Origin of the sequence: Kitasatospora sp. NPDC052896 (genome assembly GCF_044547075.1) — a bacterium.
Classification (GTDB): Bacteria; Actinomycetota; Actinomycetes; order Streptomycetales; family Streptomycetaceae; genus Kitasatospora.
The window spans coordinates 174,074-200,908 of record NZ_JBITZU010000005.1; the positions used below are offsets into that span (position 1 = coordinate 174,074).

26 protein-coding genes are annotated in these 26,835 nt (G+C 73.4%); 15 read left to right on the plus strand and 11 right to left on the minus strand.

The window, feature by feature from the left end; genetic code table 11:
* Positions 1 to 107 precede the first annotated feature (107 nt).
* The 4 genes from pruA (at position 108) to ACIGXM_RS13465 (ending at position 6,091) form a co-directional block, all read left to right on the plus strand.
* Complete coding sequence (gene pruA, locus ACIGXM_RS13450; RefSeq protein ID WP_396560173.1) at positions 108 to 1,736, plus strand: L-glutamate gamma-semialdehyde dehydrogenase; 1,629 nt, start codon at positions 108 to 110, stop codon at positions 1,734 to 1,736.
* A 139-nt stretch (positions 1,737 to 1,875) separates the two neighbouring features.
* The gene (locus ACIGXM_RS13455) at positions 1,876 to 2,805 is read left to right on the plus strand and encodes a proline dehydrogenase family protein (RefSeq protein ID WP_396560175.1); all 930 of its coding nucleotides are present in this window, start codon (positions 1,876 to 1,878) and stop codon (positions 2,803 to 2,805) included.
* A gap of 175 nt (positions 2,806 to 2,980) precedes the next feature.
* Positions 2,981 to 4,720 (plus strand): ABC transporter permease, encoded by a 1,740-nt coding sequence (locus ACIGXM_RS13460; protein WP_396560177.1) that lies wholly within the window; start codon positions 2,981 to 2,983, stop codon positions 4,718 to 4,720.
* Positions 4,721 to 4,747: 27 nt separating this feature from the next.
* On the plus strand, positions 4,748 to 6,091 hold the full coding sequence (locus tag ACIGXM_RS13465) for a nitrate/sulfonate/bicarbonate ABC transporter ATP-binding protein (RefSeq protein ID WP_396560179.1): 1,344 nt from the start codon (positions 4,748 to 4,750) through the stop codon (positions 6,089 to 6,091).
* Between the two features lie 13 nt (positions 6,092 to 6,104).
* Here the strand turns inward: ACIGXM_RS13465 and ACIGXM_RS13470 are convergent, their stop codons facing one another.
* The 3 genes from ACIGXM_RS13470 to ACIGXM_RS13480 all read right to left on the minus strand — a co-directional run bounded on the left by ACIGXM_RS13470 (position 6,105) and on the right by ACIGXM_RS13480 (position 10,170).
* Positions 6,105 to 7,718: a peptide chain release factor 3 gene (locus tag ACIGXM_RS13470; RefSeq protein ID WP_396560181.1), complete on the minus strand. Its 1,614-nt coding sequence runs from the start codon at positions 7,716 to 7,718 to the stop codon at positions 6,105 to 6,107.
* A gap of 155 nt (positions 7,719 to 7,873) precedes the next feature.
* Complete coding sequence (locus tag ACIGXM_RS13475) at positions 7,874 to 8,989, minus strand: TerD family protein (RefSeq protein WP_396560703.1); 1,116 nt, start codon at positions 8,987 to 8,989, stop codon at positions 7,874 to 7,876.
* Between the two features lie 122 nt (positions 8,990 to 9,111).
* On the minus strand, positions 9,112 to 10,170 hold the full coding sequence (locus ACIGXM_RS13480) for a hypothetical protein (RefSeq protein ID WP_396560183.1): 1,059 nt from the start codon (positions 10,168 to 10,170) through the stop codon (positions 9,112 to 9,114).
* Between the two features lie 561 nt (positions 10,171 to 10,731).
* Between ACIGXM_RS13480 and ACIGXM_RS13485 the strand changes: the two genes are divergently transcribed.
* Complete coding sequence (locus ACIGXM_RS13485) at positions 10,732 to 11,268, plus strand: SsgA family sporulation/cell division regulator (protein ID WP_396560185.1); 537 nt, start codon at positions 10,732 to 10,734, stop codon at positions 11,266 to 11,268.
* Here the strand turns inward: ACIGXM_RS13485 and ACIGXM_RS13490 are convergent.
* The 4 genes from ACIGXM_RS13490 to ACIGXM_RS13505 form a co-directional block, all read right to left on the minus strand.
* Positions 11,184 to 12,749, minus strand: coding sequence for a GAF domain-containing protein (locus ACIGXM_RS13490; RefSeq protein ID WP_396560187.1), 1,566 nt, complete (start codon positions 12,747 to 12,749; stop codon positions 11,184 to 11,186). The two genes, ACIGXM_RS13485 and ACIGXM_RS13490, sit on opposite strands and share 85 nt — an antisense overlap.
* Positions 12,750 to 12,911: 162 nt before the next feature.
* A complete protein-coding gene (locus ACIGXM_RS13495; protein ID WP_396560189.1) occupies positions 12,912 to 13,859 on the minus strand; it encodes a carbohydrate kinase in 948 nt (315 codons plus the stop codon).
* Between the two features lie 27 nt (positions 13,860 to 13,886).
* On the minus strand, positions 13,887 to 14,879 hold the full coding sequence (locus ACIGXM_RS13500) for a M56 family metallopeptidase (RefSeq protein WP_396560190.1): 993 nt from the start codon (positions 14,877 to 14,879) through the stop codon (positions 13,887 to 13,889).
* Positions 14,876 to 15,271 carry a BlaI/MecI/CopY family transcriptional regulator gene (locus ACIGXM_RS13505; RefSeq protein WP_396560192.1) on the minus strand — a complete coding sequence of 132 codons (396 nt, stop codon included), beginning with the start codon at positions 15,269 to 15,271 and terminating at the stop codon, positions 14,876 to 14,878. The genes ACIGXM_RS13500 and ACIGXM_RS13505 overlap by 4 nt, the downstream gene beginning before the upstream one ends.
* A 111-nt stretch (positions 15,272 to 15,382) precedes the next feature.
* On the opposite strand from ACIGXM_RS13505, the gene ACIGXM_RS13510 reads away from it, so the two are divergent.
* The 5 genes from ACIGXM_RS13510 (at position 15,383) to ACIGXM_RS13530 (ending at position 19,355) form a co-directional block, all read left to right on the plus strand.
* Positions 15,383 to 16,042, plus strand: coding sequence for a DedA family protein (locus ACIGXM_RS13510; protein ID WP_396560194.1), 660 nt, complete (start codon positions 15,383 to 15,385; stop codon positions 16,040 to 16,042).
* On the plus strand, positions 16,039 to 16,683 hold the full coding sequence (locus ACIGXM_RS13515) for a phosphatase PAP2 family protein (RefSeq protein ID WP_396560196.1): 645 nt from the start codon (positions 16,039 to 16,041) through the stop codon (positions 16,681 to 16,683). Before ACIGXM_RS13510 ends, ACIGXM_RS13515 begins: the two co-directional genes overlap by 4 nt.
* Positions 16,684 to 16,893: 210 nt before the next feature.
* On the plus strand, positions 16,894 to 17,406 hold the full coding sequence (locus ACIGXM_RS13520; protein WP_396560198.1) for a pyridoxamine 5'-phosphate oxidase family protein: 513 nt from the start codon (positions 16,894 to 16,896) through the stop codon (positions 17,404 to 17,406).
* Between the two features lie 112 nt (positions 17,407 to 17,518).
* On the plus strand, positions 17,519 to 18,640 hold the full coding sequence (locus ACIGXM_RS13525) for a TIGR03364 family FAD-dependent oxidoreductase (protein WP_396560200.1): 1,122 nt from the start codon (positions 17,519 to 17,521) through the stop codon (positions 18,638 to 18,640).
* A gap of 13 nt (positions 18,641 to 18,653) precedes the next feature.
* Complete coding sequence (locus ACIGXM_RS13530) at positions 18,654 to 19,355, plus strand: phosphonatase-like hydrolase (protein ID WP_396560202.1); 702 nt, start codon at positions 18,654 to 18,656, stop codon at positions 19,353 to 19,355.
* A 258-nt stretch (positions 19,356 to 19,613) separates the two neighbouring features.
* Here ACIGXM_RS13530 and ACIGXM_RS13535 read toward each other — a convergent pair whose 3' ends face one another.
* Both ACIGXM_RS13535 and ACIGXM_RS13540 read right to left on the minus strand, forming a co-directional pair.
* On the minus strand, positions 19,614 to 20,606 hold the full coding sequence (locus ACIGXM_RS13535) for a hypothetical protein (protein WP_396560204.1): 993 nt from the start codon (positions 20,604 to 20,606) through the stop codon (positions 19,614 to 19,616).
* Entirely contained in the window at positions 20,603 to 20,959 is a 357-nt protein-coding gene (locus ACIGXM_RS13540) for a PadR family transcriptional regulator (protein ID WP_396560206.1), read from the minus strand. Before ACIGXM_RS13540 ends, ACIGXM_RS13535 begins: the two co-directional genes overlap by 4 nt.
* A gap of 222 nt (positions 20,960 to 21,181) precedes the next feature.
* On the opposite strand from ACIGXM_RS13540, the gene ACIGXM_RS13545 reads away from it, so the two are divergent.
* On the plus strand, positions 21,182 to 22,264 hold the full coding sequence (locus ACIGXM_RS13545) for a hypothetical protein (RefSeq protein ID WP_396560208.1): 1,083 nt from the start codon (positions 21,182 to 21,184) through the stop codon (positions 22,262 to 22,264).
* Between the two features lie 15 nt (positions 22,265 to 22,279).
* Here ACIGXM_RS13545 and ACIGXM_RS13550 read toward each other — a convergent pair whose 3' ends face one another.
* Complete coding sequence (locus tag ACIGXM_RS13550) at positions 22,280 to 23,014, minus strand: NUDIX domain-containing protein (RefSeq protein ID WP_396560210.1); 735 nt, start codon at positions 23,012 to 23,014, stop codon at positions 22,280 to 22,282.
* Positions 23,004 to 23,219: a hypothetical protein gene (locus ACIGXM_RS13555; protein WP_396560212.1), complete on the minus strand. Its 216-nt coding sequence runs from the start codon at positions 23,217 to 23,219 to the stop codon at positions 23,004 to 23,006. The genes ACIGXM_RS13550 and ACIGXM_RS13555 overlap by 11 nt, the downstream gene beginning before the upstream one ends.
* Before the next feature lie 34 nt (positions 23,220 to 23,253).
* On the opposite strand from ACIGXM_RS13555, the gene ACIGXM_RS13560 reads away from it, so the two are divergent.
* The 4 genes from ACIGXM_RS13560 to ACIGXM_RS13575 all read left to right on the plus strand — a co-directional run bounded on the left by ACIGXM_RS13560 (position 23,254) and on the right by ACIGXM_RS13575 (position 26,792).
* Positions 23,254 to 24,504, plus strand: a complete 1,251-nt coding sequence (locus ACIGXM_RS13560) for a Scr1 family TA system antitoxin-like transcriptional regulator (protein WP_396560214.1) — start codon at positions 23,254 to 23,256, stop codon at positions 24,502 to 24,504.
* On the plus strand, positions 24,501 to 24,710 hold the full coding sequence (locus ACIGXM_RS13565) for a DUF397 domain-containing protein (protein WP_396560216.1): 210 nt from the start codon (positions 24,501 to 24,503) through the stop codon (positions 24,708 to 24,710). The genes ACIGXM_RS13560 and ACIGXM_RS13565 overlap by 4 nt, the downstream gene beginning before the upstream one ends.
* A gap of 565 nt (positions 24,711 to 25,275) precedes the next feature.
* Entirely contained in the window at positions 25,276 to 26,025 is a 750-nt protein-coding gene (locus tag ACIGXM_RS13570) for a DUF4232 domain-containing protein (RefSeq protein ID WP_396560218.1), read from the plus strand.
* Between the two features lie 584 nt (positions 26,026 to 26,609).
* Complete coding sequence (locus tag ACIGXM_RS13575; protein ID WP_396560220.1) at positions 26,610 to 26,792, plus strand: hypothetical protein; 183 nt, start codon at positions 26,610 to 26,612, stop codon at positions 26,790 to 26,792.
* Positions 26,793 to 26,835: the final 43 nt, after the last annotated feature.

The window sequence follows — 26,835 nt, forward strand, 5'->3', positions numbered from 1 at the left end:
GGTGCACGGCTTAGTTTGTCCCCATGGCCTGCGTGTGACCCGCCTCCCCAGCTTTCGGCCGGGGGGACCCCAGGCCGTCCCCCACCCCCACGAAGGAGTGCGCGCCCATGGACGCTGTGACCCAGGTCCCCGCGCCGGTCAACGAGCCGGTCCACAGCTACGCCCCCGGCAGCCCGGAACGGGCCCGGCTGGAGGCCAAGCTGAAGGAGCTGGGAGGCCAGGAGCCGGTCCAGCTCACCATGACGATCAACGGCGAGCGCCGGATGGGTGGCGGCGAGGAGATCCACGTCGTCCAGCCGCACAACCACGCGGCCCGGCTCGGCACCCTGCGCAACGCCACCCAGGACGACGCCCGCGACGCCATCGACGCCGCGCTGGCCGCCGCCCCGGCCTGGCAGGCGCTCTCCTTCGACTCGCGGGCCGCGATCTTCCTCAGGGCCGCCGACCTGCTGGCCGGCCCCTGGCGCGAGACGCTGGCCGCCGCCACCATGCTCGGCCAGTCGAAGACCGCGCAGCAGGCCGAGATCGACACCCCCTGCGAGCTGGTCGACTTCCTGCGCTTCAACGTCCACTTCGCCCGGCAGATCATCGCCGAGCAGCCGATCTCCTCGGACGGCGTGTGGAACCGCAGCGACCACCGCCCGCTGGAGGGCTTCGTCTACGCGATCACCCCGTTCAACTTCACCGCCATCGCGGGCAACCTGCCCACCGCCCCGGCGCTGATGGGCAACGTGGTGCTCTGGAAGCCGTCGCCGACCCAGCAGTTCTCCGCGCACCTGCTGATGCGGCTGCTGGAGGAGGCCGGCCTGCCCAAGGGCGTCATCAACATGGTGACCGGTGACGGCAAGGCGGTCTCCGAGGTGGCGCTCAAGCACCCGGCGCTGGCCGGCATCCACTTCACCGGCTCCACCGCGACCTTCCAGCACCTGTGGCGCGAGGTCGGCAACAACATCGCCGGCTACCGCAGCTACCCGCGGATCGTCGGCGAGACCGGAGGCAAGGACTTCCTGGTCGCCCACCCGTCCGCCGACCCGGCCGTGCTGAAGACCGCGCTGACCCGCGGCGCCTTCGAGTTCCAGGGCCAGAAGTGCTCGGCGCTCTCCCGCGCCTACGTCCCGGCCTCGCTCTGGGCCGGCCTCAAGGACGAGTTCCGGGCCGAGGTCGAGGGCCTGACCATGGGCGACGTCAGCGACCTGACCAACTTCATGAGCGCCGTGATCGACGACCGCGCCTTCGCCAAGAACAAGGCCGCGATCGACCGCGCCCAGGCCGACCCGACCGTCGAGGTGCTGGCCGGCGGCACGTACGACGACTCGGTCGGCTACTTCGTCCGCCCGACCGTGCTGGTCTGCTCCGACCCGGCCAGCGAGTACTTCCGCGACGAGTACTTCGGCCCGATCCTCGCCGTGCACGTCTACCAGGACGACCAGTACGAGGAGACGCTCGCGCAGATGGAGTCGGTCTCCCCGTACGGCCTGACCGGCTCGATCATCGCCCAGGACCGGGCCGCCGCGCAGGACGCGATGCACAAGCTGCGCTTCGCGGCCGGCAACTTCTACATCAACGACAAGCCCACCGGTGCGGTGGTCGGCCAGCAGCCGTTCGGCGGCGGCCGGGCCTCGGGGACCAACGACAAGGCCGGCGCCAAGCAGAACCTGGCCCGCTGGACCTCGACCCGGTCGATCAAGGAGACCTTCGTCCCGCCGACCGACTACCGCTACCCGCACATGGGCTGATCACGGCTCACCGGTGGCCGCCGACCCCCTGCCCGGGTCGACGGCCGCCCTTCCCGGGGGAGGCGGCCAAACCCTCAGCCGCCTCCCCCTCTTCCTGCCCCGCACCTTCCCCCACACATGACCCGCTCCAGGAGTACCGATGCTCCGTTCCGCCCTCCTCGCCGCCTCGCGCTCCCCGCAGGTGCGCACCGTCGTCGAGAAGTTCCCGCCGACCCACGCGATAGTCGAGCGCTTCGTCGCCGGCGAGCTGCTCGATGACGCCGTGACGACCTGCGACGACCTGGTCGCCTCCGGCCGCCGGGTCACCCTCGACCACCTCGGCGAGGACACCAAGGACGCCGCCCAGGCCGCCGGCACCGCCGAGGCCTACGAGCACCTGCTCACCGCGCTCAAGGAGACCGGCCTGGCCGCCAACGCGGAGGTCTCGGTCAAGCTCTCCGCGGTCGGCCAGTTCCTCCCGGTGGACGGCGAGAAGATCGCGCTGGAGAACGCCCGGCGGATCTGCGAGGCGGCGGCGGACGCCGGCACCACGGTCACCCTGGACATGGAGGACCACACCACCACCGACTCCACCCTGTCGATCGCCCGCGAGCTGCGCACCGACTTCCCCTGGCTGGGCGTCGTGCTGCAGGCCTACCTGCGGCGCACCGAGGCGGACTGCAAGGAGTTCGCCGGCCCGGGCTCGCGGGTCCGGCTCTGCAAGGGCGCCTACAAGGAGCCCGAGTCGGTGGCCTTCCAGGGCAAGCACGAGGTGGACCTCTCCTACGTGCGCTGCCTCAAGGTCCTGATGGGCGGCGAGGGCTACCCGATGATCGCCTCGCACGACCCCAACATGATCAAGATCGCCGGCCAGCTGGCCGAGTGGAACGGCCGGGCCCGGGACAGCTTCGAGTACCAGATGCTCTACGGCATCCGGCCCGAGGAGCAGCTGCGCCTGGTCGACGAGGGCAACACCATGCGCGTCTACCTGCCGTACGGCCAGGAGTGGTACGGCTACTTCATGCGCCGCCTGGCGGAGCGCCCGGCCAACCTGACCTTCTTCCTGCGCGCGATGGCGACCCGCGACTGACGGTCCGCCGCCACGGCCACCGGCCCGCACCCCTGCGGAGGGGGTGCGGGCCGGTCCTCTTCCGCTCCCCGTCCGGTGAGTGTTCGCGTGTCGGCCCAGGTTGCGGGGGTGCTGGGATTCCCGCGCGTGGTTTCCTGGCCCAGGCGGCAGGCCCGGAGCGTGCGGAGGCGGCGGAATGGCGGGTGGTCAGGGCGGTTTCCCCGCACGGGGGGTGTGGCGGCGGCCGGCGTTGCGCTGGGTGGACGTCCTGGTGGTGGCCGCGCTGGTCGGGCTGCTCTACGGGCTGCTGCGGCTGGCGCCGGCGCTGAACGCGCCGTTCCTGCCGAGGACCGCGCCCACGAGCGTGTCCACCGACCCGTCGAACCTGCCGTACTACGCGGTGCGCTCGCTGCTGCGGATGTTCGTCGCGCTGGTCGCCTCGGTGGTCTTCACCTTCTGCTACGCGACCGCGGCGGCCCGGGTGCGGCGGCTGGACAAGGTCCTGCTGCCGGTGCTCGACATCCTGCAGTCCGTCCCGGTGCTGGGCTTCCTCTCGGTCACCGTCACCGCGTTCATCAACCTCTTCCCGGGCTCGCTGCTGGGCCTGGAGTGCGCTTCGATCTTCGCCATCTTCACCGCGATGGCCTGGAACATGACCTTCGCCTTCTACTACTCGCTGGTCTCCCAGCCGCGCGAGCTGGACGAGGCGGCCCGGGTGATGCGGCTGACCAAGTGGCAGCGGTTCTGGCGGCTGGACGTCCCCAGCGGGATGATCCCGCTGGTCTGGAACGGGATGATGAGCTTCGGCGGCGCCTGGTTCTTCCTGGCCGCCTCCGAGTCGATCAGCGTGCTCGGCCACCAGTACGCGCTGCCCGGCATGGGCTCGTACGCCGCCGCGGCGATCGCCAAGGGCGACCTGGGCGGGGTCGGCATCGCGATCGCCGTGATGATCGTGCTGGTGGTCGGCGTGAACGTGCTGTTCTGGCGGCCGATGGTGGCCTGGTCGGAGCGGTTCCGGGTGGAGGAGTCGGGGGCGGCCGAGCGCCCGCGCAGCCTGGTGCTCGACGTGCTGCGCCGCTCCAGCGTGCCCGAGCTGCTGGGCCGCCCGCTGCGCCCGGTGGGCGGCGCGCTGGACCGGCTCACCCGGCCGTTCGGGCTGGCCGAGCACGCGATCGGCCGCCCGGTGATCCGGGAGCGGACCGGGGACGTCTTCTTCGCCGGCGCGGTGAGCGTGCTGGTGATCTGGGGCGCCTGGAAGGCGATCGACTACGTCAGGGCCACGGTCGGGCTCGGCGAGTTCGGGTACGCCTTCGCGCTCGGCGCGGCGACCTTCGCGCGGGTGGTGGTGCTGCTGGTGGCGGCCACCGTGGTGTGGGTGCCGATCGGGGTGTGGATCGGGATGAACCCGAAGGTCACCCGGTACGCCCAGCCGGTCGTCCAGGTGCTGGCCAGCTTCCCGGCGAACTTCCTCTTCCCCTTCGCCACCGTCGCCTTCGTCGCGCTCGGCATCTCGCTGGACTACGGCTCGATCCTGCTGATGGCCCTGGGCGCCCAGTGGTACATCCTGTTCAACGTCATCGCCGGGGCCTCCGCGATCCCCACCGACCTCCGCGAGGCGATGACCTCGATGCGGGTCGGTGGACGGCTCAGGTGGCGGGCGTTCATCCTGCCCGCCGTCTTCCCCTCGTACGTCACCGGCGGCATCACCGCGGCGGGCGGGGCGTGGAACGCCGCGATCGTCGCCGAGGTGGTCGGCTACGGCCCGCACCACCTGACGGCCACCGGCCTGGGCGCCTACATCACCAAGGCGACGGCGGTCGGGGACTTCCCGGAGATCCTGGTCGGCATCGTGGTGATGGCGATCTACGTGGTCGCCGCCAACCGGCTCTTCTGGCGCCGGCTGTACGCACTGGCCGAGACCCGCTATGCCCTGTGAGCACCGCAATCCCGTGGAGGCAGGACCGTGACCAGCAGCGACCCCAGGCCGACCGGTGCGGTGATCATCCGTGCCGACCAGGTGACCAAGACCTTCACCACACCGGACGGCCGGGCGCTGCCGGTGCTGGAGGACATCGGCTGCCAGCTGGTCGAGGGCGAGATCGTCGCACTGCTCGGCAAGTCCGGCTCGGGCAAGTCCACCCTGCTGCGCTGCATGGCCGGCCTGATCGCCCCCTCGGCCGGCACGGTCGACTACCGCGGCACCCCGCTGACCGGCGCCAACCCCGGCGTGTCGATGGTGTTCCAGTCCTTCGCGCTGCTGCCCTGGCTGACCGTCCAGCAGAACGTCGAACTCGGCCTGACCGCGCGCGGCGTGCCGGAGGACGAGCGGCGGGAGCGGGCGCTCAAGGCGATCGACCTGATCGGTCTGGACGGCTTCGAGTCCGCCTACCCCAAGGAGCTGTCCGGCGGCATGCGCCAGCGGGTCGGCTTCGCCCGGGCGATCGTGGTCGAGCCGGACGCGCTGCTGATGGACGAGCCGTTCTCGGCGCTCGACGTGCTGACCGCCGAGAACCTGCGCACCGAGCTGGTGGGCCTCTGGGAGGGGCACGAGGCCCCGGTGAAGTCGATCCTGATCGTCACCCACAACATCGAGGAGGCGGTGCTGCTGGCCGACCGGATCCTGGTGCTCTCCGCCAACCCGGGCCGGATCCAGGCCGAACTGCGGGTCGACCTGCCCCGGCCGCGCAACCGCCAGGACCCGCGTCTCGAGGCGCTGGTCGACACCGTCTACGGCATCCTCACCGGCCGGGAGGCGGCGGTGGCGGCCGCGGTGACCGCCCCCGGCGCACCCACCCGGCCGGCGCCGACCCCGGTCAGCGCGCCGCTGCCGGAGGTCAGCGTGGGCGGGCTGGCCGGTCTGCTGGAGATCCTGGTCGCCCGGGGCGGCGAGGACGGCCTGGCCGAGCTCGCCGACGAGCTCAACTTCGAGGTGGACGACCTGCTGCCGCTGGTCGACGCCGCCGTGCTGCTCGGGCTCGCCGCCACCGACGGCCCGCGGATCCGCCTCACCGCGGCGGGACGGGAGTTCGCCGCCGCCGACATCCTCACCAGCAAGCAGCTCTTCGCCCGCCACGCCGCCACCCGGGCGCCGCTGGTCCGGGCCATCGTCCAGGCCCTGAGCAGCACCGACGACCAGCGGCTGCGCGAGGGCTTCTTCCTGGACGTGCTGCGCCGGGGCTTCGACGCGGTGGAGGCGCGCCGGCAGCTGGACACCGCGATCGACTGGGGACGGTACGCCGAGCTGTTCGACTACGACGCCGACGACGGCGTGCTCACCCTCGAACCGGGCGCGCAGAAGAACCTCTGACGCCCGGCCACCGTCAGTCCGCGGTGGCGATCAGCGGCTCCAGCCGGATGTCCGGCTTGGCCCGCTGGAAGGCGTTGAGGTGCCACTTGTCGGCGAACAGGGCCAGCAGCACCTCGTCCGAGCGGCGGGTCAGCACCTCGGCGTCGGTGAGCCGGGCCTTGCCGATCTCGGTGGCGCCGTCCGCGTCGGTGACCCGGGCCAGCCGGTAGGAGAGGTGGTCCAGGGTGATCGGGGAGGAGAACTCGTGCTCCATCCGGTGCAGCACGACGTCGAACTGCATCGGGCCGACCGCGGCCATCACCGGCGCCTGGTCGCCGCGCCGGTCGGAGACCAGCACCTGGACCACGCCCTCCTCGTCCAGCTGCGAGACACCCTTGCGGAACTGCTTGGACCGGCTGATGTCCTTCGGCCGGGCGACCGCGAAGTACTCGGGCGCGAACGCGGGCAGCGGCGGGAACTCGGCCTTCTTGCCGGCGTAGAGGGTGTCGCCGACCCGCAGCGCGCTCGCGTTGATCAGGCCGACCACGTCGCCCGGGTAGGCGGTGTCGACCACGGTGCGCTCGGCGCCGAAGACGGTGTGCGCGTACTTGGTGGCGAAGGAGCGGCCGCTGGCCGCGCGGGTGACGTTCATGCCGCGCTCGAAGACGCCGGAGCAGACCCGGACGAAGGCGATCCGGTCGCGGTGCGCCGGGTCCATGTTGGCCTGGATCTTGAACACCAGACCGGAGAAGTCCTCGCCGACCTCGCGGGCGCCGCCCTTGGCCAGCGGGCGCGGGCTCGGCGCGGGGGCCAGGTCGACCACCGCGTCCAGCAGCAGCTTCACGCCGATGTTGGTCAGCGCGGCGCCGAAGAAGACCGGGCTGATCTTGCCCTCCTCGAACGCCTGCTGGTCGTAGCCGGGGCCGGAGGACAGCACCAGCTCCAGCTCCTCCAGCGCGTTCAGCCAGGCCTCGCCCTCCTGCTCGCTGGCCTGCTCGGAGGTGAGGGTCTCCTCCAGGGCGGCGTGCGTGCCGGCCGGCACCTTGGTGTAGCGGAGCATGTGGTCGGTGTCCGCGGCCTGGACCAGGCCACGCAGGTTGCCGGCGTTGCCGACCGGCCAGACCACCGGCACCGGGGTGATGCCCAGGTGGGTCTCGATGTCGTCGAGCAGGGCGAGCGCCTCGCGACCGCGGCGGTCCCACTTGTTGATGAAGGTGATCACCGGGACGCCGCGGTGCCGGCAGACCGCGAAGAGCTTGCGGGTCTGCTCCTCCAGGCCCTTGGCGGCGTCCACCAGCATGATCGCGCAGTCGACGGCGGCCAGGACGCGGTAGGTGTCCTCGGAGAAGTCGGCGTGGCCGGGGGTGTCGACCAGGTTCATCACGTGGTCGCGGTGGCCGAACTGGAGGGCCGCGGAGGTGACCGAGATGCCGCGGTCGCGCTCCAGCTCCATCCAGTCACTGGTGACGCCGCGGCGGCCGCCCTTGCCGTGCACCGCGCCGGCCGAGGTGATCGCCCGGGCGTGCAGGGCGAGCGCCTCGGTCAGCGTGGACTTGCCGGCGTCCGGGTGGCTGATCACGGCGAAGGTCCGGCGGCGACCCGCCTCGTCGAGGACCTGGACGGTGCTGGCGGACAGTTCGTTGCTCACGTGGATCCCTTGTTCCCTCGGGCGACTGCGGCTGCGACTGCCGGTCGGCACCAGGCCGACGATGCCGCCACGCGCCCGCCAGACCCACGCGCGTTCGCCGCAGGCACAAGGAGGAATTGTACGTGGCCGGCGCGCGGAACGGGCCTCCGCTCCGGTCAGAGCAGGGCGGCGGAGGGCTGGACCATGCCGCGGGCGGTCTTGGCGTCCACGTACTCGCCGAGCGCGGTCATCACCCACTCGCCGGCGTACTGGCGGACCAGCTTGCACATCACCACGCCGGTGTGCGGCTCGGCGTTGGTCAGGTCGAAGCGGACCAGCTCGTTGCCGGTGCGGGAGTCGATCAGGCGGCAGTAGGCGTTGGCGATCTCGGTGAACTTCTGGCCGGAGAAGGAGTTGACCACGAAGACCAGGCCGCAGACCTCGGGCGGCAGGCCGTCCAGGTGGACGTCGATCGCCTCGTCGTCGCCGCTGCCCGCGCCGGTGAGGTTGTCGCCGGTGTGCTGGATGGCGCCGTTGAAGACGTTGAGCTTCATGAACCAGACGGTCTCCAGGCGCTCGCGCCGGGCGTCGAAGGCGATGCAGGAGGCGTCCAGGTCGATGTTGCGCCCGCGCCGGGCGGGCTCCCAGCCGAGGGCCATCCGGACCGAGGTGAGCAGCGGTCGGCCGTCCTTGACCAGCGAGACCGAGCCGCCCTTGACCAGGCTGACCCGGCCCTTGTCCAGGGTGACCCGGGGCGGGGTGGCGGGTACCGGCGGGGCGGGCGGGGTCCGCGGGGCGGGGCGGTCGATCGTCACGCCGAAGTCCCCGGCGACGCCGGCCAGCCCGTCGGCGTAGCCCTGGCCGACCGCGCGCAGCTTCCACTCCGTGCCGCGCCGGTACACCTCGACCACCACCAGGGCGGTCTCCCGGCCGAGCCGATGCGGGGTGAAGGTGACCAGGACGTCGCCGGTGGCGGCGTCCCGGACGGTGGCGGTGGGCTCGGTGCCCGCGAAGGTTCCGGCCGGGGCGTCCAGGCTGGCGGTGATCACCACCCGGGCGACGTCCGCGGGGACCGCCCAGGTGTCGACGGTGATCGCGTCGGGCAGCGCGCCGGTGGCGGGGCGGTGGCTGACGCCGGGGCCCTGCGGGGCGTTGAAGAAGACGAGGTCGGCGTCCGAGCGCACCTTGCCGTTGGCGCCGAGGAGCAGGGCGGAGACGTCCAGCCGCTTGGGCGCGGTCACCTCCACGGTCACCCGGGAAGCGGTCAGCGGGGCGTTGCCACCCTGGGTCAGGGCCGTGCTCACGGTGTCCTCCTCGGCTGGGATGGCACAGATGTGCGAGGCCAACCATAGGCCCTGACGGTGAGACGGTTTTCTGCCCCCGATCGTGCCCGGGACCGCCCCCCCGGAGAGGGTCAGCCGAGGAGCGAGGGGAGCGGGACCGCGCGGTGGCGCCGGAAGGCGCCGTGGGTGGCGACCGCGCGGGGGTGCCGGAGGGCGAAGCCGGAGGCGGACCAGGTGCCGCGGCAGCGGGCGGAGGCGCCGGTGAGGTCGGCGGCGGCCTGCACGGTGAAGGTGTAGCGGCCCGGTGCGACGTCCTCGCCGGGGGCCGGAGCGAAGCGGTAGACCACCGCGGGGCCGTCCTGGTGGACGGTCACCCCGGCGTCGGGCAGGGAGCTCCAGGCCATCGCGCCGGCGGCGTCGACGCGGTCCAGGCGCAGCTCGACCTCGACGGCGGCGAGCGGTTCGCCGACCGTGAGGGTGAGGGTCCGCAGCCGGCCGGCGGCGAGCGGCGAGCTGCTGCTGCCCGTGCCGCTGAGGGCCGAGTCGGGGGCGTCGTCGGAGGTGTCGCCGGGGCTCGACGGAGCGTTCTGGACGGGCGGGCCGCCGGGAGTGCCGGGCAGCACGCCCGGTGTGACGCTCGGGCGCGGCTGGGGCGGGGTCTGCGCGGCGCTGGTCGGGGTGGACGCGGTCGGGGCGGAGGCGGCCGGCTGCTCGGCGCTGGACGTCGGACCGGTCGACGCCGCGGGAGTGGGCGTGGCCGTGCTGGCGGGCGCACTCGGCCCGGACGCCTGCGCGGTGGGCGCGGGGGAGGAGGGCGCCGGCCCGGCGGGCGCCCGGTCGGGCCGGGCCCGGTCGGCGGGCGCCGCCACCGCCGCCGGCCCGACCAGTCCGCCGGCGTCGGGCATCGGCGTGACGGTGAGCGGCCGGGCGGTGGGTGACGAGGCGGCGAGCGGTGTCGGGGTGGGCATCGGCGGCGTGGCGCCGACCGTGGACATCCGCGTCCCGATGCCGATCCGCTGCTGGGCGCTGACCAGCCAGGTGGTGGCGATGCTGATCCCGACCACCGTCGACATCGCCATCGCGGCACCGGAGACCTTGATCGCGGGCAGCCGGAAGTGCCCGCCGAACGGCTTGGGCCGCCCGTGCCGACCGTGCGCCGCGGGCACCGGCCCGTCCGTGCGTCGCGCCACCCCAGGGGTGCCTTCCCGGTGGACCACCGGACTCCTCTCCTCCCCGCCGGACGCGCCCGCGCGCTGCTCCCACGCGTGCGCCGCTCCGATGAGCCGGCGCACTCCCACCGCGCTCACCCGCAGCGGCAGAGGCACGAGAGTACCAGCGCGACGACGGGAAGTGACCGGCCCGGTGGCGGCAGATCAATAACGCCGACCGGCCACCTCCGGGCCGCAATTGACGTACCGTCGGAGGACGCGATCGGCTGCGCGGGCGGGGCGTCGCGCCGGCGTGGCACGCGCCCCGTGCGCGGGCGCGCGGTTGCCCGCGAGGGTTGCCCGGAGGGGCAACGCAGCTGCGCCGAGCAGTTGCAACCCCCTGCAACCTTTGCGGCCCGTGGCGGCAACGGAGCAGGCTGGGCCCAGTCCGGCCGATCTTGCCGGGCGCCGCGACGTCTGCCCGACCAGGGCTCGGGGGACTCGACGCCGCGCGCCCCACGGTGGCGGCCACTGGTGTCGCGGCCACCCAGGTCGACCGGACAGGACCCAAGCCTGGTCCCGTCTCGCCCCGGAGAAACAGCCATGCCGCGCGATCCACTGTTCAGTAGCGCCACGTCGATCAGCTCCACCGTCCCGGCCGGCAGTGCCGCCACCTCGCTCCCGGCGGTGCCCGGCACCCGGCCCCAGCTGCCGTTCCTGCCGGCCCTGCCGGTGGAGGAGGTGCTGACTCTGCGCATCGCCCTCGGCCGTGACAAGGTCGGCACCGTGCCGACCCGGTTCCGCTACGAGCCCGAGCGTCCCTACGAGGTCCTGGTCACCTTCCACCTCGGCCGTCCGGACGAGGTGGACTGGGTCTTCTCCCGTGAGCTGCTCCGGGACGGCCTGCGCGGCCTGACCGGCCACGGCGACGTCCGGCTCTGGCCGGCGCACTGCCCGTGCCACGGCGCCACCCTGCACCTCGCGCTGGAGTCGCCGTACGGCAGCGCGCTGCTGGAGGCCTCGGCGCCGCGGGTCCGGGACTGGCTGGACCGCACCTACGCCGAGGTGCCCGAGGGGGCCGAGCCGGACTGCGGGCCGACCGACGCCCAGCTCTCGGAGTTCCTGCTCGGCGACGGCTGAGCCGGCTGGAGCGGCGGGGACGGGACCTGGGACCGCCGGGAGGCGGCCGCCGGCGCTGCCACTCCGGCGGTCGGTTGCTCGCCGCCGCGCTGTCTCGGGCTCGGGATGTGCTGGTCCGCCGCGCCCCTCGACCGCCCGGTGGCCGCCCCCATCACCCGGCAGCCGGGCAGCAGCTGGGCGCCGCCGTCCAGCAGCGCGCGCAGCCGCCGCACGCCCGGGGCCGAGGAGGACGGCAGCAGCTGGTACGGATCGTCCGGCCCGACCACCTCGACCTGCACGGTCTCCGCGAAGCGGTACGGCCGGTGCTCCAGCAGCCCGCCCAGGTAGCGGCGCAGCCGGGAGAGTTCGGCCCGGACCGTCACGGTCCGCCCGGAGTCGCCGAAGAGCCCGTCGGCCAGCTCGGCGGCGGTCCGCCCGGGCCGGTGGGCGGCCAGCAGCAGGAGCAGCTCGGCGTGGCGCGGGCTCAGCGCGTGCGACCAGCTGCCCACCCCGCCCGTGACGAGGACCTCGGGTCGGTCGGCCCGGCTGAGGTCGAGCACCACCCGGGCGCCCTCGGACTGCTCGCTCACCGCCTGCGGGGACCCGGTGAGCGGCCGGACCAGCCAGCCGTCGGCCAGCGGCTCGACCGCGCACTCGCCGAGCGAGGGCAGCCAGTGCACCGCCGCCGAGCCCCAGCCGTCGGCGGGCAGCCGCAGCCGGCTGACCGGGGGCAGACCGGAGGTGGCGGCCGTCCAGCCGTCCCGGTCGACCACCAGCGCGGGGGTGGAGGTCTGGGCGAGCAGTGGCGCGGCGACCGTGCGCAGCCGGTGCAGCGCCTCCAGCTGGGCGGCCCGCAGCTCGGTCTCGGCCAGTCTGGCGGCGGTCACGGCGAGCGCCAGCAGCTGCGGATGGACGCCGCGGGCCGGGCCGCTGAGGTCCACCACGCCGGTCACCCGGCCGGTGCGCGGATCGCGGACCGGTGCCGAGACGCAGGTCCAGTTGTGCTGGTTGCGCAGGTAGTGCTCGGCGGAGTGCACCCGCAGCGGCCTGCCGGTGCGCAGCGCGGTACCGATGCCGTTGGTGCCGACCGACTCCTCGCCCCAGTGGCCGCCGGTCATGAAGCCGATCAGGTCCGCGCTGCGGCGCAGTTGGCGCGGGCCCTCGTGCCAGAGCACGTCGCCCTGGGAGTCGGCGACGGCGAGGATCAGCGGAAGGTCGTTGGTGGGGTCGAGCAGGGTGCCGCGCAGGGTGGGCAGCACGGCGTCCAGCCCGCTGGCCCGGCGGCGGTGCTCGACCTCGGCGGCGCTCAGGTGTTCGGGGGTGCGGCCGCGCTCGGGGTCGAGGCCGAGTCTGCGCACCCGTTCCCAGGAGTCACCGATCTCGGGGCGCGGCGCCTGCCGGGGGATCTCCCCGGTGACGGCCTGCTCGTGGGTCCTGGCCAGTTCGGCCTTGGCCCGGTTGGAGACCTCACCGGTCCGGTCCAGGTGTGCGGTGTCCCGCATGATGGCTCCCCTCGCCCGCAGTCCGGTCCCGCTCGGCCGGGGCAGGGCCGTGCGGCCCTGTCGCCCACAGCGTACGGGGGCTTGCGGCACGGCGGTCGAGAGATCCTCGTACGAGGGAAGGAGCGGGGCTTGTGGACTGACACGCCGGCAGCGGACGGTGGATCAGGCCGGGCGCCGCAGCTGTTCGGCGCGGGGCGGGTTGGCGCCGGCGACGGCGCAGGTCAGGGCGGCCACCTCGGCCGCGAACCGGCAGCCGTCGGCGAGTTGTTCGAGGGTCAGGGTGGACAGCCGGCCGCCGAGCAGCCGTCGGCCGGCCAGCGCGTGCAGCAGGCCGCCGGTGAAGGCGTCGCCGGCGCCCACGGTGTCGACGACTCGGGTGCGAACGGCCGGGACGCTCAGGCGGGTGCCGTTGAGCGAGACCAGCGCGCCCCGGTCGCCGAGGGTCAGCACGACCACCGGGACGCCCAGTTCGTGCCAGTGGTCGCAGGCCTGCTCGGGGGTGTGCTCGGGGCTCAGCAGAGCGAGGTCGTCCGAGGAGAGGCGCAGCAGGTCGGCGAGCGTGCACCAGCGCGCGATGCGCTGCCGATAGTGCTCCGGTGCGACCAGCAGCGGGCGGAGGTTGGGGTCGATCGAGATGGTGGCGTGCGCGCCGGCGCGGGCCAGGAACTCCTCGATCACCTGACCACTGGGGGCGCGTACCAGGGCGAGTGAGCCGGTGTGCACGGCCTGCGTGCCGGTGAGATCGACGGTGGCCAGCTCCTCGGGGCGCCACTGCCAGTCGGCGGTGCCCTCGGCGTGGAAGGAGTAGCCGGCCTGGCCCCGCTCGTCCAGCGCGGCGATCGCCAGGGTGCTGGGCTCGGCGGCGGCCACGCAGTCGGTGAGGTCGACGCCGGCCTCGGCGAGCCGGTCGCGGAAGAGCGCGCCGAAGGGGTCGGCGGCCAGCCGGCCGAGGAACCGGGTCGGGGTGCCGAGCCGGGCCAGCGCGGTGGCGGTGTTGGCCGGGCCGCCGCCGGGGTGCACCTCCAGCGCGAGCGCGCCGCCGGGGGCGCCCTGGGTCCGTGGCAGGACGAAGGCGTCGGCGACGCACTCGCCGAGGACGGTGACGCTCATCTGGCTGGCCCCCTCGGTCGCGCGCGGCTAGCGGTGCTCGACGCCGGCCTGCGCGGTCTCCACGGTCTGGTGCAGGTCGCTGGTGGCCTCCACGGTAGCGGCCGTGCTGATCGCCAGGCAGCCGGCCAGGGCCAGCGCGGCCGCCGTCCGCCACCGGCCCCGCGGGCGCGGGCGCGGGGCGAGCAGCGCGGCGACCCGGCGCGGCACCGGACCGGCGGCCACCGCCGGGGTCAGCAGCGGCCGGGCCGGGCGCGGGGTGCGAGCGGCGGCGAGGGCGGCCCGGCCGACCGCGCGCGCGGTCACCGCCCGGTCGCCGACCGCGTGGGCGGCGACCTCGTCGGCCCAGCGCTCCAGGTGGTACCCGAGCGGCGCGCGCAGTCCGCGGAGCGCCGGGTGGATCACGCCGGCGTACTCGGCCACGGCCAGGAAGAGGTGGTGCCGGCCGGCCAGGTGGGCCCGCTCGTGGGCGAGCAGGGCGGCCCGCTCGGGGCCGGAGAGCGCCCGCAGCATCCCGGCGGTGACCACGATCCGGCCGGGCCGGCCGGGCAGCGCGTAGGCGTCGGCGTGTTCGTCGTCCAGCACCGCGAGCGGGTGGTCGGGCCGGCCCGTGCGCCGCTGACCCGCGAACCAGTCGCGCGGCCGTGGCGGGGGCGGCGTGGGCACCCCGGCGGCGGTCCGGGCCCGGCGCAGGTCGGCGTACTGGCGGCGCGCGGTGCGCACGGCCAGCGCGCAGATCGCGACCAGCGCCAACGTGGCCGGCACGGCGAGCAGCGTGGCGCCCTGGGTGGAGCGGTCGAGCCAGGGCAGCGAGAGGTGCCCGAGCGCGGCCACCGGCGGCAGGCGCAGCAGGCCGGCGGCGGTGAGCAGGCCGAGTGAGGCGGTGGTGGCGCCGGCCAGGGTCACCGCGGTGGCGGTGAGCACCCAGGCGGCGGCGCGCGGCGCCAGCGCGTCGGCGAGCAGCCGGGCGGCCGGCGCGGCGAGCAGCGGAACCAGCAGCGGGGCCCAGACGGCGAGGATCATCGGCCGCTGCCGCGCTGCTGGTCCGGTCCGTCGCCGAGCAGCTCGCGCAGCAGCCGCTCGTCGTCGTCGGAGAGGTCGGAGACGAACCGGGCGAGCACGGTGGAGCGGTCCTGCTCGCGGTCCAGCTCGGTGCGCATCCGGCGGGCGGCCAGGCCGGCCGGGTCCTGCACGGTGGGGGTGTAGGCGTAGGCGCGGCCGGCTCTGGTGCGTTCGACGGTGCCCTTGTCGTGCAGCCGGGCCAGGATCGTGGCGATCGTGGTGCGGGCCAGCCCGTCGCCGAGGGCCAGCTGGACGTCCTGCGGGGTGAGCGGCTGGTCGGCGGCCCAGAGCGCGGCGAGCACCTGGGCCTCCAGCTCTCCGGACGGGCGGCGCGCGGCTGGCAACTCGGGCATGCGACGTGGCCTCCAGTCGTCGTCTACAGTGTCGTAGACCGTCTACATCACTGTAGACGGTCGGGGCGGTCCGCTCAGGGCTGCCTCGAACAGTATGGGAGGTCCGCCAGCTTGCCTTCTCCGTCCACCCTGCTCGCCGTGAACGTGCTCGACGCCTCGTCGCTGCTCGCCGCCTTCGGCGCCCTGGGGATCGCCGTCGTCATGTTCGCCGAGACCGGCCTGCTGGTCGGCTTCTTCCTGCCCGGCGACTCCCTGCTGTTCACCGCCGGCCTGCTCTGCGTCTCCGGCACGCACAGCGGCCCGCACCTGGTGCTCTGGCAGGTGATCGCGGCGGCCCTGGTCGGCGCGTTGGCCGGCGCCCAGGTCGGCTTCCTCGTCGGCCGGCGCGGTGGCCGGGCGCTGCTGCGTCGAACGAGGCGCAGGAGCCTGTTGCAGGGCGCCGAGCGGGCCGAGCAGCTGCTGGCGCAGTACGGGCACGGCCGGGCGATCGTGCTGGCCCGGTTCATCCCGGTGGTGCGGACCGTGCTCAACCCGCTGGCCGGGGCGCTGGACGTGCCGGCGCGGACCTTCGCGCTCTGGCAGGTGCTGGGCGGCACGGCCTGGGCGGTGGGCGTGGTGCTGGCCGGCTACGGCCTGGGGTCGAGCGTTCCTGATATCGACACTTATCTGTTGCCCATCATTGGTCTGGTAGTAGTTGTCTCCATGATCCCGATTGCGCTGGAAATCCTCCGCGCCCGCAGGACCGCCCGGGCCGGCGGGGGTGCGGTGTGACGAACCCCCTGCTCGCCTACGACGGCAGCAAGATCGACGGCGGCCTGTACACCACCGTGACGCACTGGGCCGCCAGTGCGCCGAGCTGGTTCGACGAGCTGGTGAAAGCCTGGTCGAACTTCGGGCTCGGCCTGTTCGCGGTCTTCATGCTGTGGGCCTGGTGGCGGGCCCGGCGGGACGACTCGGTGGTGATGGCCCGGGTGCTGGCCTCGCCGCTGATCGTGGTCGCCGCCTACGCCGTCAACTCGGTGCTCAAGAGCATGGTCGACGAGGTCCGGCCGTGCCGGCAGATCGCCGGCAGCGTGCCGCTGGACCCGTGCCCGGCGGCCAACGACTGGTCCTTCCCGAGCAACCACTCGGTGATCGCCTTCGCGGCGGCCGTCGCGCTGCTCTTCGCCTACCGGCGGCTGGGCTGGGGCGTGCTGGTCGCGGCGGTGCTGATGGCCGCCTCGCGGGTCTGGGTCGGCGTGCACTACCCGCACGACGTGCTGGTCGGCGCGCTGGTCGGCACGGTGATCGGGATCCCGCTGGCGATCGCCGCCGGGCGGGCCGAGCCCTGGGTGGCCCGGGCGCGTGCCGGGGCGCTGGCACCGTTCCTGGGCGCCGGGCCGGTGGGGGCGGTGCGACCGCAGCTGCGGTGACCTTGTGCGGCCGGGCCGCACGGGAGCAGCATGAGAGCCGGGTTTCGCCCGGGCCGAAGGCCCACGGGCGGGGCCCGGCTCCGCTGTTCCGCCGCGGCACGTCCGCGCCCCCGCCCGTCGGGGGTGTGCGCCACCCCGCCTCGCGCCGCGGTCCTGCTCCGTTGCTCCGCAGGTGTGCCGTGCCGCGCACGGCCGGTGGAAGGGACGCACATGCCGTACCGGCTCGACATCATCCAGGGCGACTGGCCCGCCGAGGAGCTCCGCAAGGGCGTCGAAGGCCTGCTGGCCGAGTCCATGGTGCTCACCCTGGCCACCGCGGGGCCCGAGCACGGCCCGCACGCCAACCTCGCCTTCTTCGCCTTCGACGACGACCTCTGCCTCTACTTCGTCAGCGAGCGCTCCACCCGGCACAGCCTGCACCTGGCCGAGGAGGCCCGGGCGGCGGCCACCGTCTTCCTGCCGCCGCCGGTCTTCGGCGAGCAGCTGCGCGGGGTCCAGCTGCTCGGCCGGGCCGGCGAGGCCCGGGGGCGACAGGCGCGGGAGGCGCTGACGGCCTACCAGGGCCGCTACCCGGTCTTCGCCCGGGACGCCGACGCACGGGCGCAGTACCTGGCCGGTGGGGGTGCGGCGGCGCTCTACCGGTTCCAGGTCGGGGAGCTGACCGCGGTGGACGAGCCGCACTTCGGTCGTCGCAACTACCTGCGGGCCCGGGTGTGCAGGTAGGCCGACCTGTCCAGGTCTTTTCGAGGTGTTGTCTGTACAACTTGGCGATTGTTGGCCCGGTCGTCGCCGCTCGGACACCTGCGCGACACCCCGGCCGAGCAGCCTGGTCGCCATGAGAGTCATCGTCGTAGGAGCAGGCGTGCTCGGCACCATGCACGCCTGGCAGGCCGTCGAGCGCGGCCACGAAGTCGTCCACATCGAGCGCGAGGCCGAGGCGCGCGGGGCGTCGGTCCGCAACTTCGGCCTGGTCTGGGTCAGCGGGCGGTCGAGCGGTGAGGAGCTGGCCACCGCGCTGCGCGCCCGGGAGCTGTGGGAGGGCATCGGCGCCCGGGTGCCGGCGCTCGGCTTCCGGCCCTCCGGCTCGCTGACCGCGATCCGCACCGAGGCCGAACTCGCCGTCGCCGAGCAGGCGTTGACGATGGACGACGCCGAGGCGCGCGGGTTCCGGCTGCTCGACGCGGCGGAGACCCGGGCGGTCAACCCGGCGCTGCGCGGCAAGCTGCTCGGCGCGCTCTGGTGCGAGCGGGACGGCGCCGTCGAGCCGCGCACCGCCCAGCCCGCGCTGCGCGAGGCGCTGTTGGCGAGCGGCCGGTACACCTTCCTGCCCGGCCGCGAGGTGCGCGAGGTGATCGGCGAGCACGCGGTGCGCGACGACCACGGCGACGTGCACACCGGCGACGTCGTGGTGCTCTGCACCGGTGCCTGGCTGGGCGGCCTGGTCCGCGAGCTGGCCCCCGAACTCCCGGTCCGCCGGGTGCGGCTGCAGATGATGCAGACCGACCCGCTGGACGAGCCGCTGACCACCGCGGTGGCCGACGGCGACAGCTTCCGCTACTACCCCGCCTTCGCCGGCACCGCGCTGGACGCGCTGCGCGCCGCCCAGCCGCAGCCGCCGGTGGCCGCCGAGCACAAGATGCAGCTGCTGATGGTCCAGCGCAAGGACGGCGGGCTGACCATCGGCGACACCCACGAGTACGAGCACCCGTTCTCCTTCGACGTGGTCGAGGAGCCGTACGAGCACCTGGCCGGCGTGGCCGAGGAGCTGCTCGGCCGCCCGCTGCCGCGGATCCGCCGCCGCTGGGCCGGGGTGTACGCGCAGTGCGTCGACACCACCCGGGTGGTGCACCGCGAGCGGGTGCGCGACGGCGTCTGGCTGGTCACCGGTCCGGGCGGACGCGGCATGACCTGCTCGCCGGCGATCGCCGAGACCACCGCGAACCTTCTCAACCTGTAAGGACCCCTGAGCAATGAACGCCATCAGCACTGATCTCCGAGGCACTGACATCCGCCTGGTCGTCCTGGACATGGCCGGCACCACGGTCGCCGACGACGGCCTGGTCGAGCAGGCCTTCCAGGCCGCCGCCGGCGCGCTCGGGGTCGAGGCCGGCAGCCCGGAGCACCAGCGGATGCTGGAGCACGTCCGGGCCACCATGGGCGAGTCCAAGATCTCGGTCTTCCGCCACCTGTTCGGCGCCGAGGAGAAGGCCCAGCGGGCCAACATCGCCTTCGAGCAGGCCTACCACGACCTGGTGGACGCCGGGCACTGCGCGCCGATCCCGGGCGCGGCCGAGGCCATCGCCGAACTCCGCGGCCAGGGCCGCAAGGTGGTGCTCACCACCGGCTTCTCGCGGGCCACCCAGGACCAGATCCTCAAGGCGCTGGGCTGGCAGGACATCGCCGACCTGACGCTCTGCCCGGCCGACGCGGGCCGCGGCCGTCCGTTCCCCGACCTGGCGCTCACCGCGCTGCTGCGCACCGGGACCGACTCGGTGCGCGAGATGGCCGTCGCCGGCGACACCAGGTACGACATGCTGACCGGCACCCGGGCCGGCGCCTCGGTGGTGGCCGGCGTGCTGACCGGCGCGCACGACGCCGAGCGGCTGCGGGCGGACGGCGCGACCCACGTGCTGGGCTCGATCGCGGAGCTGCCGGCGCTGCTGGCCGGCTGACGGCACGGACGCCGGGCGGGCCCCGGGCGGTCGCGACCGCGATGCCGTCGCTCCAGCCGGCCGTGGGGCGGCGGCCTCCGGGCGACCGGCGGTGCCGCGCCCGCTTCGCTCCGCCCGGGTGGTCGCTCCCCCACTTCCCGTTGTCGCACCCATCGGTGAGCGGCAACGGGAAGTGGGACAGCGCGGCGGTGGTCGGGACGACGGACGCGGGCAGGCCGCGGCAGTGGCGGCGGTCCGCGGAGACGGCGCCGAGGGGCGTCAGCCGGACGTGGGCGGCTGACGGTCGCGGAGCCTCGGCAGCCAGCGGCACAGTGCCACCGCGAGCAGTACGGCCGCGCCGAGCAGCGCCACGGCGGTGGCGTGGCCGCCGTTCTTCCATACCTGGCCGATGGTCATGAAGAGCATCAGGAAGGCGATGGGAGACCCGGCCAGCGCTGCGGCGGCCGGACCGTACCGGCCGCGCAGCCCGGCGGGTCCGGCCGCGGCGAGCAGCGCGAGTTCCGTCGCGCCGAGCGCCAGGGCCAGCGCCATGCTGGCGGTGCCGTAGTTCAGCGACGTCACCGGCCCCAGCCCGAGCGCGGTGTTGAGCACGAAGCCGCCCACCAGCGCCCCCGCCAAGGCGCTCCAGGTGCGCCGGCGGGTAGCCGGCCCGAGCAGGTCGCGCGGTGCGGCCAGCAGGATCAGCACCCACAGTGCCTGCGGACCGTACGGGAGGGCGACCTCGTGGACCAGCCGATAGGCCCACAGGTCAGCCCACCCCACAGCGGTCATCCCCTGGTTGATCACGCAGGTCAGCGTCAGCAGCAGGCCGACCAGGCCGGACAGCCGGGCAGTCGCCCAGCGCCCGAACACGGCCGCGACGGCGGCCACCAGAGAGAGCAGCAGGCCGCACTGGCCGGCCAGGAAGACGACGTTGCAGCTGCCGTACTCCGCCCCCAGGACTTGGGTCAGCATTCCGTGTCGCTGCCAGCTCGCCATGTCCCTCAGCTGCGACGCGAGCCCGCCGGCCACTGCCGCCGTCGCCGCGAACGGTGCGGCCAGCGCCGCCAACTGCGCGAGCACCCCGTCGGAGCTGGTCCCGAGCCGCAGCCGCACTCCGTGCCCGGCCAGGTCGACCACCTCGCGCGCGGTGGCCCAGCGCCCCACGCCGGTGGTGGTGTCCGCGAACACCGCGGCCAACTCCTCGCCCCGCTCCCGCCGATAGGCGGCCGGGTGGAGCAGCAGTGCCAGCTTCAACCCGCGCCCGCTCACGAGGCGAACCCGGTGCGCAGCTTCGGGCTGCGGACGGGAGCGGAGAGCCGGCGCTCGGCTTCGGCAGCGATCGCCCGCAGCCGATCCGCCTCGGCGGTCAGCACCTCGCGCCCACTGTCGCTGAGCGCGTAGGTCCGGCGGGCCCGCCCGTCCACCACCTCCTCGCTGTCCACTCGGACCAGTCCCTGCTTGAGCAGGCGGTCCAGGGCTCCGTAGAGCGTCCCGGTGCGCAGTTTCACTCGGCCCCCGGAGATCGCGGCGACCTCCTGGAGCAGTGCGTACCCGTGCCGGGGCGCATCGGCCAGTGCGGTGAGCAGGAGCAGCGTGGGCTCCTGCATCGAACGATCAGTCATGAAGCTATATATATCGGTGACTTGCATATGCAGTCCAGGATGGTCCGGGTGGCGTGCGAACTCACGACGAACGGCCGTACGAGAAGGCCTGGCCGACCAGTGGCGGCTCGTGACCGACTGTGCCACGATGCTCACCGAAGTTGACTGATCATCATCGGGGGAGATCGTGAGCAACGGCAGAGCGACCCGCGCGCACCACCACGTGACACCTGCGGGCAGCCGGTGAACTGGCCGCCGCTGCGGCCCGATCCGGAGCTGTCCCGGGCGGTGCTGGTCGGCGTCGGCAGCTTCACCGACCCGGGCCTGCCCGACCTGCCGGAGGCACAGCCGTCCGTCGACGAGCTGGCGGACGCGCTGACCGGCCCGACCGGGCCGCTGCGCCGGGACCGGGTGACCCGGATCGTGGACCCGCGCTCCCCGGCGGACGTGCTGCGCCCGCTCGCCGAGGCCGCCGCCGACACCGCCGGCCTGCTGCTCTTCCACTACGTCGGGCACGGCGTGAAGAACGGCGCCGGCCGGCTGCACCTGGCGCTGCCCGGCACCGACGCCCACCCCGACCGCGTGCCGCGCACCGCGCTCTCCGCGCAGGCCGTGCTGGAGCTGGTCGGCGGCACCGCGACCACGGCCCGGCACCGGGCCGCCTGGCTGGACTGCTGCTTCGGCGGGCTGGCACTGGACCTCCCGGCGGCGGCTGACGTCAACCTGCTCACCGCCGCCAACCGGACCCGCAGGGCGCTGGTCCCGCCCGGGAGCCGGACCACGGCCTTCACCGCCGAACTCACCGGCCTGTTGCGCCGCGGGGTGCCCGACGGCCCGGAGCACCTGGACCTGCCGCTGCTGCACCGGCGGGTCGCGCTGGCCCTGGAGAGCGTCCCGGAGGGGATGCCCCGGCACACCCAGCCGCCCAACCCGTGCCACCGGCTGGTGCACAGCGGGGGCGAGTTGGCGATCGCCCGGAACGCGGCGCACGGCACCGCGCTGACCCGGGGCGGCCTGCTGGAGCGCGCCCGGTTCGCCTACCGGGTGGCCGACGCGGCGCGGGACGGCCGCAAGGCGCAGGCCGCCGAGCTGCTGGCCGCGATCGTCGTGGACGCCGGGCGGGCGCTGGGCCCGACCGATCCGGACACCCTGCGGCTGCGGCACGCGCACGCCTGGGTGGTCGGCGAGGCGGCGGGCCGACAGGCCTGCCTGGAGCTGCTCGGTCCGCTGCTGGCCGACCTGGCGGAGACGCTGCCCGCCGACCATCCGGAGCTGCAACGGGCCCGCGAGAGCCTGCGCGGCTGGACCCTCGTGGGAATCGAGTGAACCGGTGGCACGGCGTCACTCGGCCGGTACACCCGCCGCCAGGAGGGGAGCCGAGACGCCGTCGGTGAACCAGCTGAGGGCCTTCGTGACCCGGCGGACGTGGTACCCCTCGCAGACGCTGGAGAGGTCCTTCGGGGTGACCCAGTCGAAGCCGCGCAGGTCGGGGCCGGCGTCCTGCAGCGGGCGCGCCAAGTCCGCCTGGTTCCTGGTGAGTTGCCGGACGAAGACGAAGTTGTACCCCTCGCGGGCATCCTTGGCGGGGTCGGCCGCCGCGTAGTCGACCAACGCGAGGTCCGTCCCCGTGATCGGGAGCGAGAGGCCGAGCTGCGCGCCCACCAGCCGGCGGGCGGCCCGGTGCGGCGGCTCGTCGGGGGCGGCGTGGCCGCCGGGGAGCCGACGGCACGGCCGGTGCGCCATGTCGAGGAGGACGAAACGGTCGCCGTCGGGGTGGACGAGGACGGCCTGCCCGGCGATCCGGCGGGCGGGCGGCTTCCTGGCGTGCGCACGGTCCCAGGCGGTGCGCGGTGCCGGGGCGGGCGCGGGCCTGTGGCCCAGCTCGGCCGTGATCCGGTCGTGCACGGCCCGCATCACGCTCAGCGTGGCGTCCAGTTCGGTGGCGCCCGCGCCCGTTCCGGTGCTCACCTGGTGACTGAGCTGTCGACCGAGGGCGCGGAGGTCGTCCAGCGCCTCCGTGCGGTCGTACGGGCGGCCGAGGCTGCTGCCGGGTGGCGGCAGGGGTTCAGCGGGCATCGGGCAACTCCTCGTCAGTTGAGGGGGGTTCGGGAGCGCCGGCTCCCGACCGGGCGGCGCAGCGCGGGCATTCGCACGGGGCGTCCTGGTGGCTGCGCCGGCTCCGGTACGGTTCGGCCAGGCGGACGCGGTCACTGGTCACTTCGCGCCGCTCGCCCTCGGGGGTGATCCGGTAGACCCGGATGGTCAGCAGGCTCCTGGCCACTGATCGACCTCATGTTGCTCGACAGACAGGGCAGTTGGGCCAGCCCAGTGGGCACGATCCGGCCGCGCTGGATTCGGCCCAGGCAGCGGACGTGCGCCAGGACGAAGTCAGTGAGCGCCTGAACCGTCCGAACGTTGCAACCGCCCAGTTCGACGTGAACGCCTTCGGGGAGCAGGGTGATCCGTCCGAGGCCCGGGAGGGGCGGCAGTTCGGCCAGCTCGAATGCGTCTTCGAGCTGTCGGATCGCGGATCGGGCCAGGGCGCGCAGCTCGCGTGCCATGCGTTGGTCTTCGGTCTCAACTCGACCTTCCACTGGTGGAGTTCGCCTCCTTGTGAACATCAGTACTTGGGCATAGTCGTCTCGCTAAGTAGTGGATCGACTACCGAGCGAGTTCAGAGTCCTCTACTATCGGGAACTGTTCAACTGATCTGGCATCAAAGTCGAGTTGGAGTTGATCACTTGAACCGGAAGAAGCTTGACCCGCAGGCATCTCCAGGCGCTGCCTTTGGATCGCAACTTCGCAGTTCACGCGAAGCGCTTGGGTGGTCACAAGATCAACTAGGTGAGCGCATGGGGTACTCCGGCGCGTACGTTTCAGCTGTAGAAAGAGCCACCAAGTCGCCCACGCTCAAGTTCGCAAAGTCGGCCGACGCTGCGATGAGAACAGGGCAGACGCTTGAGCTGATGTGGTGGGGCGTGAAGCGCAGCGCACTGCCGGGGTTCCCCGAGCACGCCGCGCAAGAGGCGCGGGCGACGGAGATCCGAGTCTTCGAGCCAACCATCATCCCTGGGCTACTTCAGACTCCGGACTACGCCGCCGCCCATGCCGCAGCCAATGTGGAGCGGGGTGCTATCACCCAGGCCCAGGCCGACGAACGGCTCAAGTTCCTGGCCGCGCGGCAACGGCTTCACGAGCGCTCCACGCCACCCCTTGTGCATGCCGTCCTAGATGAGAGTGCCATCCGCAGGCCGATCGGTGGCGCGACCATCCTGGCGGCCCAGCTCGACCACCTTGTTGCAATGGCATCGCGCCCGCACGTGGTTCTGCAGATCGCACCCTTTGCGCTGGCTGAGCCTGTCCCGTTCAGTGGCTTCGTCACGCTGCTGACCTTCGCGGATCGCTCGGTTGCCGGCTACACGGAATCGGCAGAGCGAGGGTTCGTGATCCGTGACGCCACCACGGTCACCGCGTGGGAGAGGGCCTACGATCGACTCCAGGTAGAGGCGCTGCCGAGGGCGGCATCTCTAGCCCTGATCCGCGACGCGCGAAAGGAACTGACATGACGGACCTAGACTTGTCCGCCGCTTCCTGGTTCAAGTCCAGCCACAGCCAGAACGGCGGCTCCTGCGTCGAGGTTGCTCCCAACTTCCCCGGTGTCGTCCCCGTCCGTGACTCGAAGGACCCCGAGGGGCCTGCTCTGGTGCTCTCGGCGGGCGCGTGGGCGTCGTTCGTCGCCGGGGTCAAGGCGGGCGCCTTCCCGACCCTTTGACGAGCCCGTGAAGTCCAACTCGCAGCCCCGGTAAGGCTCCTCGTCTTCCGGGGCTGTTCACTGCCCACTCGCAGGCGAGCCGTTACGGACGCCGGCCGGTGTCATCTCTCCTGCGGGCGGTCTTGCTGATGGTGTGAGAGGCGGAAGGGGTCTGCTCGGCGGCTCGGCGGGCTGTCTCCCGGTTGCCTCCGTGGCGCCGAGTCCTCAGCGCCGGGGTGGGGGAAGGGGACCTCCCACCGCCGCCTACCAAGCGGGGGAAGGAGGCATGCCAACGGTTGTGGTCAAGATCCGCCGGGTCACGGGTCTGTCCCAGCGGACGACGGCCGCGAACGGGTGCGGAACGGCGGCGGGAACCGCTGTCCTGGCTGGCCGGCGCCGTACCCTGGCTCGGTGCGCCCGGTGGTGGCGCGCGTCGTGCTCGGCTGTGTGTGTAACAGCACTGTACTGGCGGCTGGTTGGGCGCAACGGTTCGCCGGGCCCGGGCGGTCCTGATCACCAGAGACGCCCGCTCGTACCGACCCGTAGCGAGCACCTGGTCCTGCCACCCGATACTGAGGAAGACACAATGCGCGTTCACAAGCTCACCTTCGCAGCCCTGGCCGTTGCCGCGGGTCTCTCGCTCACGGCCTGCCAGGGCGACGACGGTGGCACGGCGCAGAGCAAGTCGTCGTCCGCGCCGCTCACGTCCGCCGTGCCCATCGCGCCCATCGCTTCTTCCCCGGGCGGTGGTTCGGCTTCGGGCGGTTCGGTTCAGGGTGGTGGGACGACTTCCGGTGGGACGACTTCCGGTGGGACGACTTCCGGTGGGTCGGCCTCCGGTGGGACGGCCTCGAGCGCGACGGGCTCCACCGGGAAGGGTACGGCTGCCGGGACGAGCTCCACCGGGAACGGCAAGGTGGGCGAGTGCCGCACGGACGAGCTGGCGATCACGGCCGTGGACGCCACCATCTCCGGCGAGCCCGACGGTACCGTCGGGGTGGAGCTGAAGAACCGTAGCGGCCAGGACTGCGCGATCTCCGGGTACGCGGGCGTCGACCTGGAGACCAACGCGGGGGCGCTGTCCGCGCAGCGCGATGGTGAGCCGGTCGTCTCAGCCGTCCTCAAGAGCGGGAAGTCGACTTACTTCGACATCAGTTACCCGCTCAACACGACGGGCGGCTCCGGCGTCAGTGTCACCGGGCTGGTGGTGACCCCGCCGAACGAGACGAAGTCGGTCACCCTCAACTGGCCGGGCGCCAGCACGCTGCCCGTCACGGACGGTTCCGGCTCCCCGGTGAAGATCGGCCCGATGGGAAGCGCCGGCCAGGGCAACTGACCAGCATTCGCCCAACTCCCGGTGCGAGCGCGGCCACGCCGGCGGTGAGGGTGGCCGGTTGTCGCCAACGGAACGTCAGAGTGCGTGTGAGCATGGGGTGATGGCTCTCGTGCCCGCAAAGCCTGACAGATCTGCTCAGGGCTCCACTTCTTGTCGAGGCGGTCCTGGATGAAGTCCCGTAGTTCCGGGTTCTGCTCTCGAAGTCCATTGCACCCCCGAGCTGGGGTGTTGCAACGACTCCCAGAACCCAAGTTCTCGTCTTCCGGTGCTGTTCACTGTCCACCAGCAGGTGAGCCGGTCTGGCCGCGCGGTTTCTCGCACGGCACAAGCGGCGTACCGACGGGCACGGGAGTGGAGCCGGCGGCAGTGGTCGCCCCGCTACGACCACGCCAACTCGCATCTGCGCCCGCAGGGGGCGCCGGACCGCAGCGCGCTCCGAGGGAAGCAGCAGCTGTGGGCGGGCCGGCAGAACGGCTCGCTCGGGAACTCCGGCTGGTAGGACCCGGACCTGGAAGACGGTGGTGCGGACGGCGGTCGCCGCCCGCACCACCGTCCTGTGACGGTCGATCTGGTCCCGATCTCAGGTGGCCCGGCTCGATTCGCTCGTCATCTCAGGCGATCCGGTCGAGCGGCCCGCCGAGGCAGCCAGCCTGCTGACGGCCTGCCAGCTCCGGGTCGCCGGCCTGCGTGGTCAGGGTCTTGTCGCGGTGGCCGTTGCGCCAGGTGGTGCGGGCGTTGGTGTGCTCGCCGGGTTCGGCGCCGATTGACTACGGGGTCGGGGTCACCACGGGGTTGCCGGCTTGCCCGGTC

Coding starts and splice junctions, on each gene's coding strand:
- pruA (WP_396560173.1), top strand. CDS start 108: ATGGACGCTGTGACCCAGGTCCCCGCGCCGGTCAACGAGCCGGTCCAC.
- ACIGXM_RS13455 (WP_396560175.1), top strand. CDS start 1,876: ATGCTCCGTTCCGCCCTCCTCGCCGCCTCGCGCTCCCCGCAGGTGCGC.
- ACIGXM_RS13460 (WP_396560177.1), top strand. CDS start 2,981: ATGGCGGGTGGTCAGGGCGGTTTCCCCGCACGGGGGGTGTGGCGGCGG.
- ACIGXM_RS13485 (WP_396560185.1), top strand. CDS start 10,732: ATGCCGCGCGATCCACTGTTCAGTAGCGCCACGTCGATCAGCTCCACC.
- ACIGXM_RS13490 (WP_396560187.1), bottom strand. CDS start 12,749: ATGCGGGACACCGCACACCTGGACCGGACCGGTGAGGTCTCCAACCGG.
- ACIGXM_RS13495 (WP_396560189.1), bottom strand. CDS start 13,859: ATGAGCGTCACCGTCCTCGGCGAGTGCGTCGCCGACGCCTTCGTCCTG.
- ACIGXM_RS13500 (WP_396560190.1), bottom strand. CDS start 14,879: ATGATCCTCGCCGTCTGGGCCCCGCTGCTGGTTCCGCTGCTCGCCGCG.
- ACIGXM_RS13505 (WP_396560192.1), bottom strand. CDS start 15,271: ATGCCCGAGTTGCCAGCCGCGCGCCGCCCGTCCGGAGAGCTGGAGGCC.
- ACIGXM_RS13520 (WP_396560198.1), top strand. CDS start 16,894: ATGCCGTACCGGCTCGACATCATCCAGGGCGACTGGCCCGCCGAGGAG.
- ACIGXM_RS13525 (WP_396560200.1), top strand. CDS start 17,519: ATGAGAGTCATCGTCGTAGGAGCAGGCGTGCTCGGCACCATGCACGCC.
- ACIGXM_RS13530 (WP_396560202.1), top strand. CDS start 18,654: ATGAACGCCATCAGCACTGATCTCCGAGGCACTGACATCCGCCTGGTC.
- ACIGXM_RS13540 (WP_396560206.1), bottom strand. CDS start 20,959: ATGACTGATCGTTCGATGCAGGAGCCCACGCTGCTCCTGCTCACCGCA.
- ACIGXM_RS13550 (WP_396560210.1), bottom strand. CDS start 23,014: ATGCCCGCTGAACCCCTGCCGCCACCCGGCAGCAGCCTCGGCCGCCCG.
- ACIGXM_RS13565 (WP_396560216.1), top strand. CDS start 24,501: ATGACGGACCTAGACTTGTCCGCCGCTTCCTGGTTCAAGTCCAGCCAC.
- ACIGXM_RS13570 (WP_396560218.1), top strand. CDS start 25,276: ATGCGCGTTCACAAGCTCACCTTCGCAGCCCTGGCCGTTGCCGCGGGT.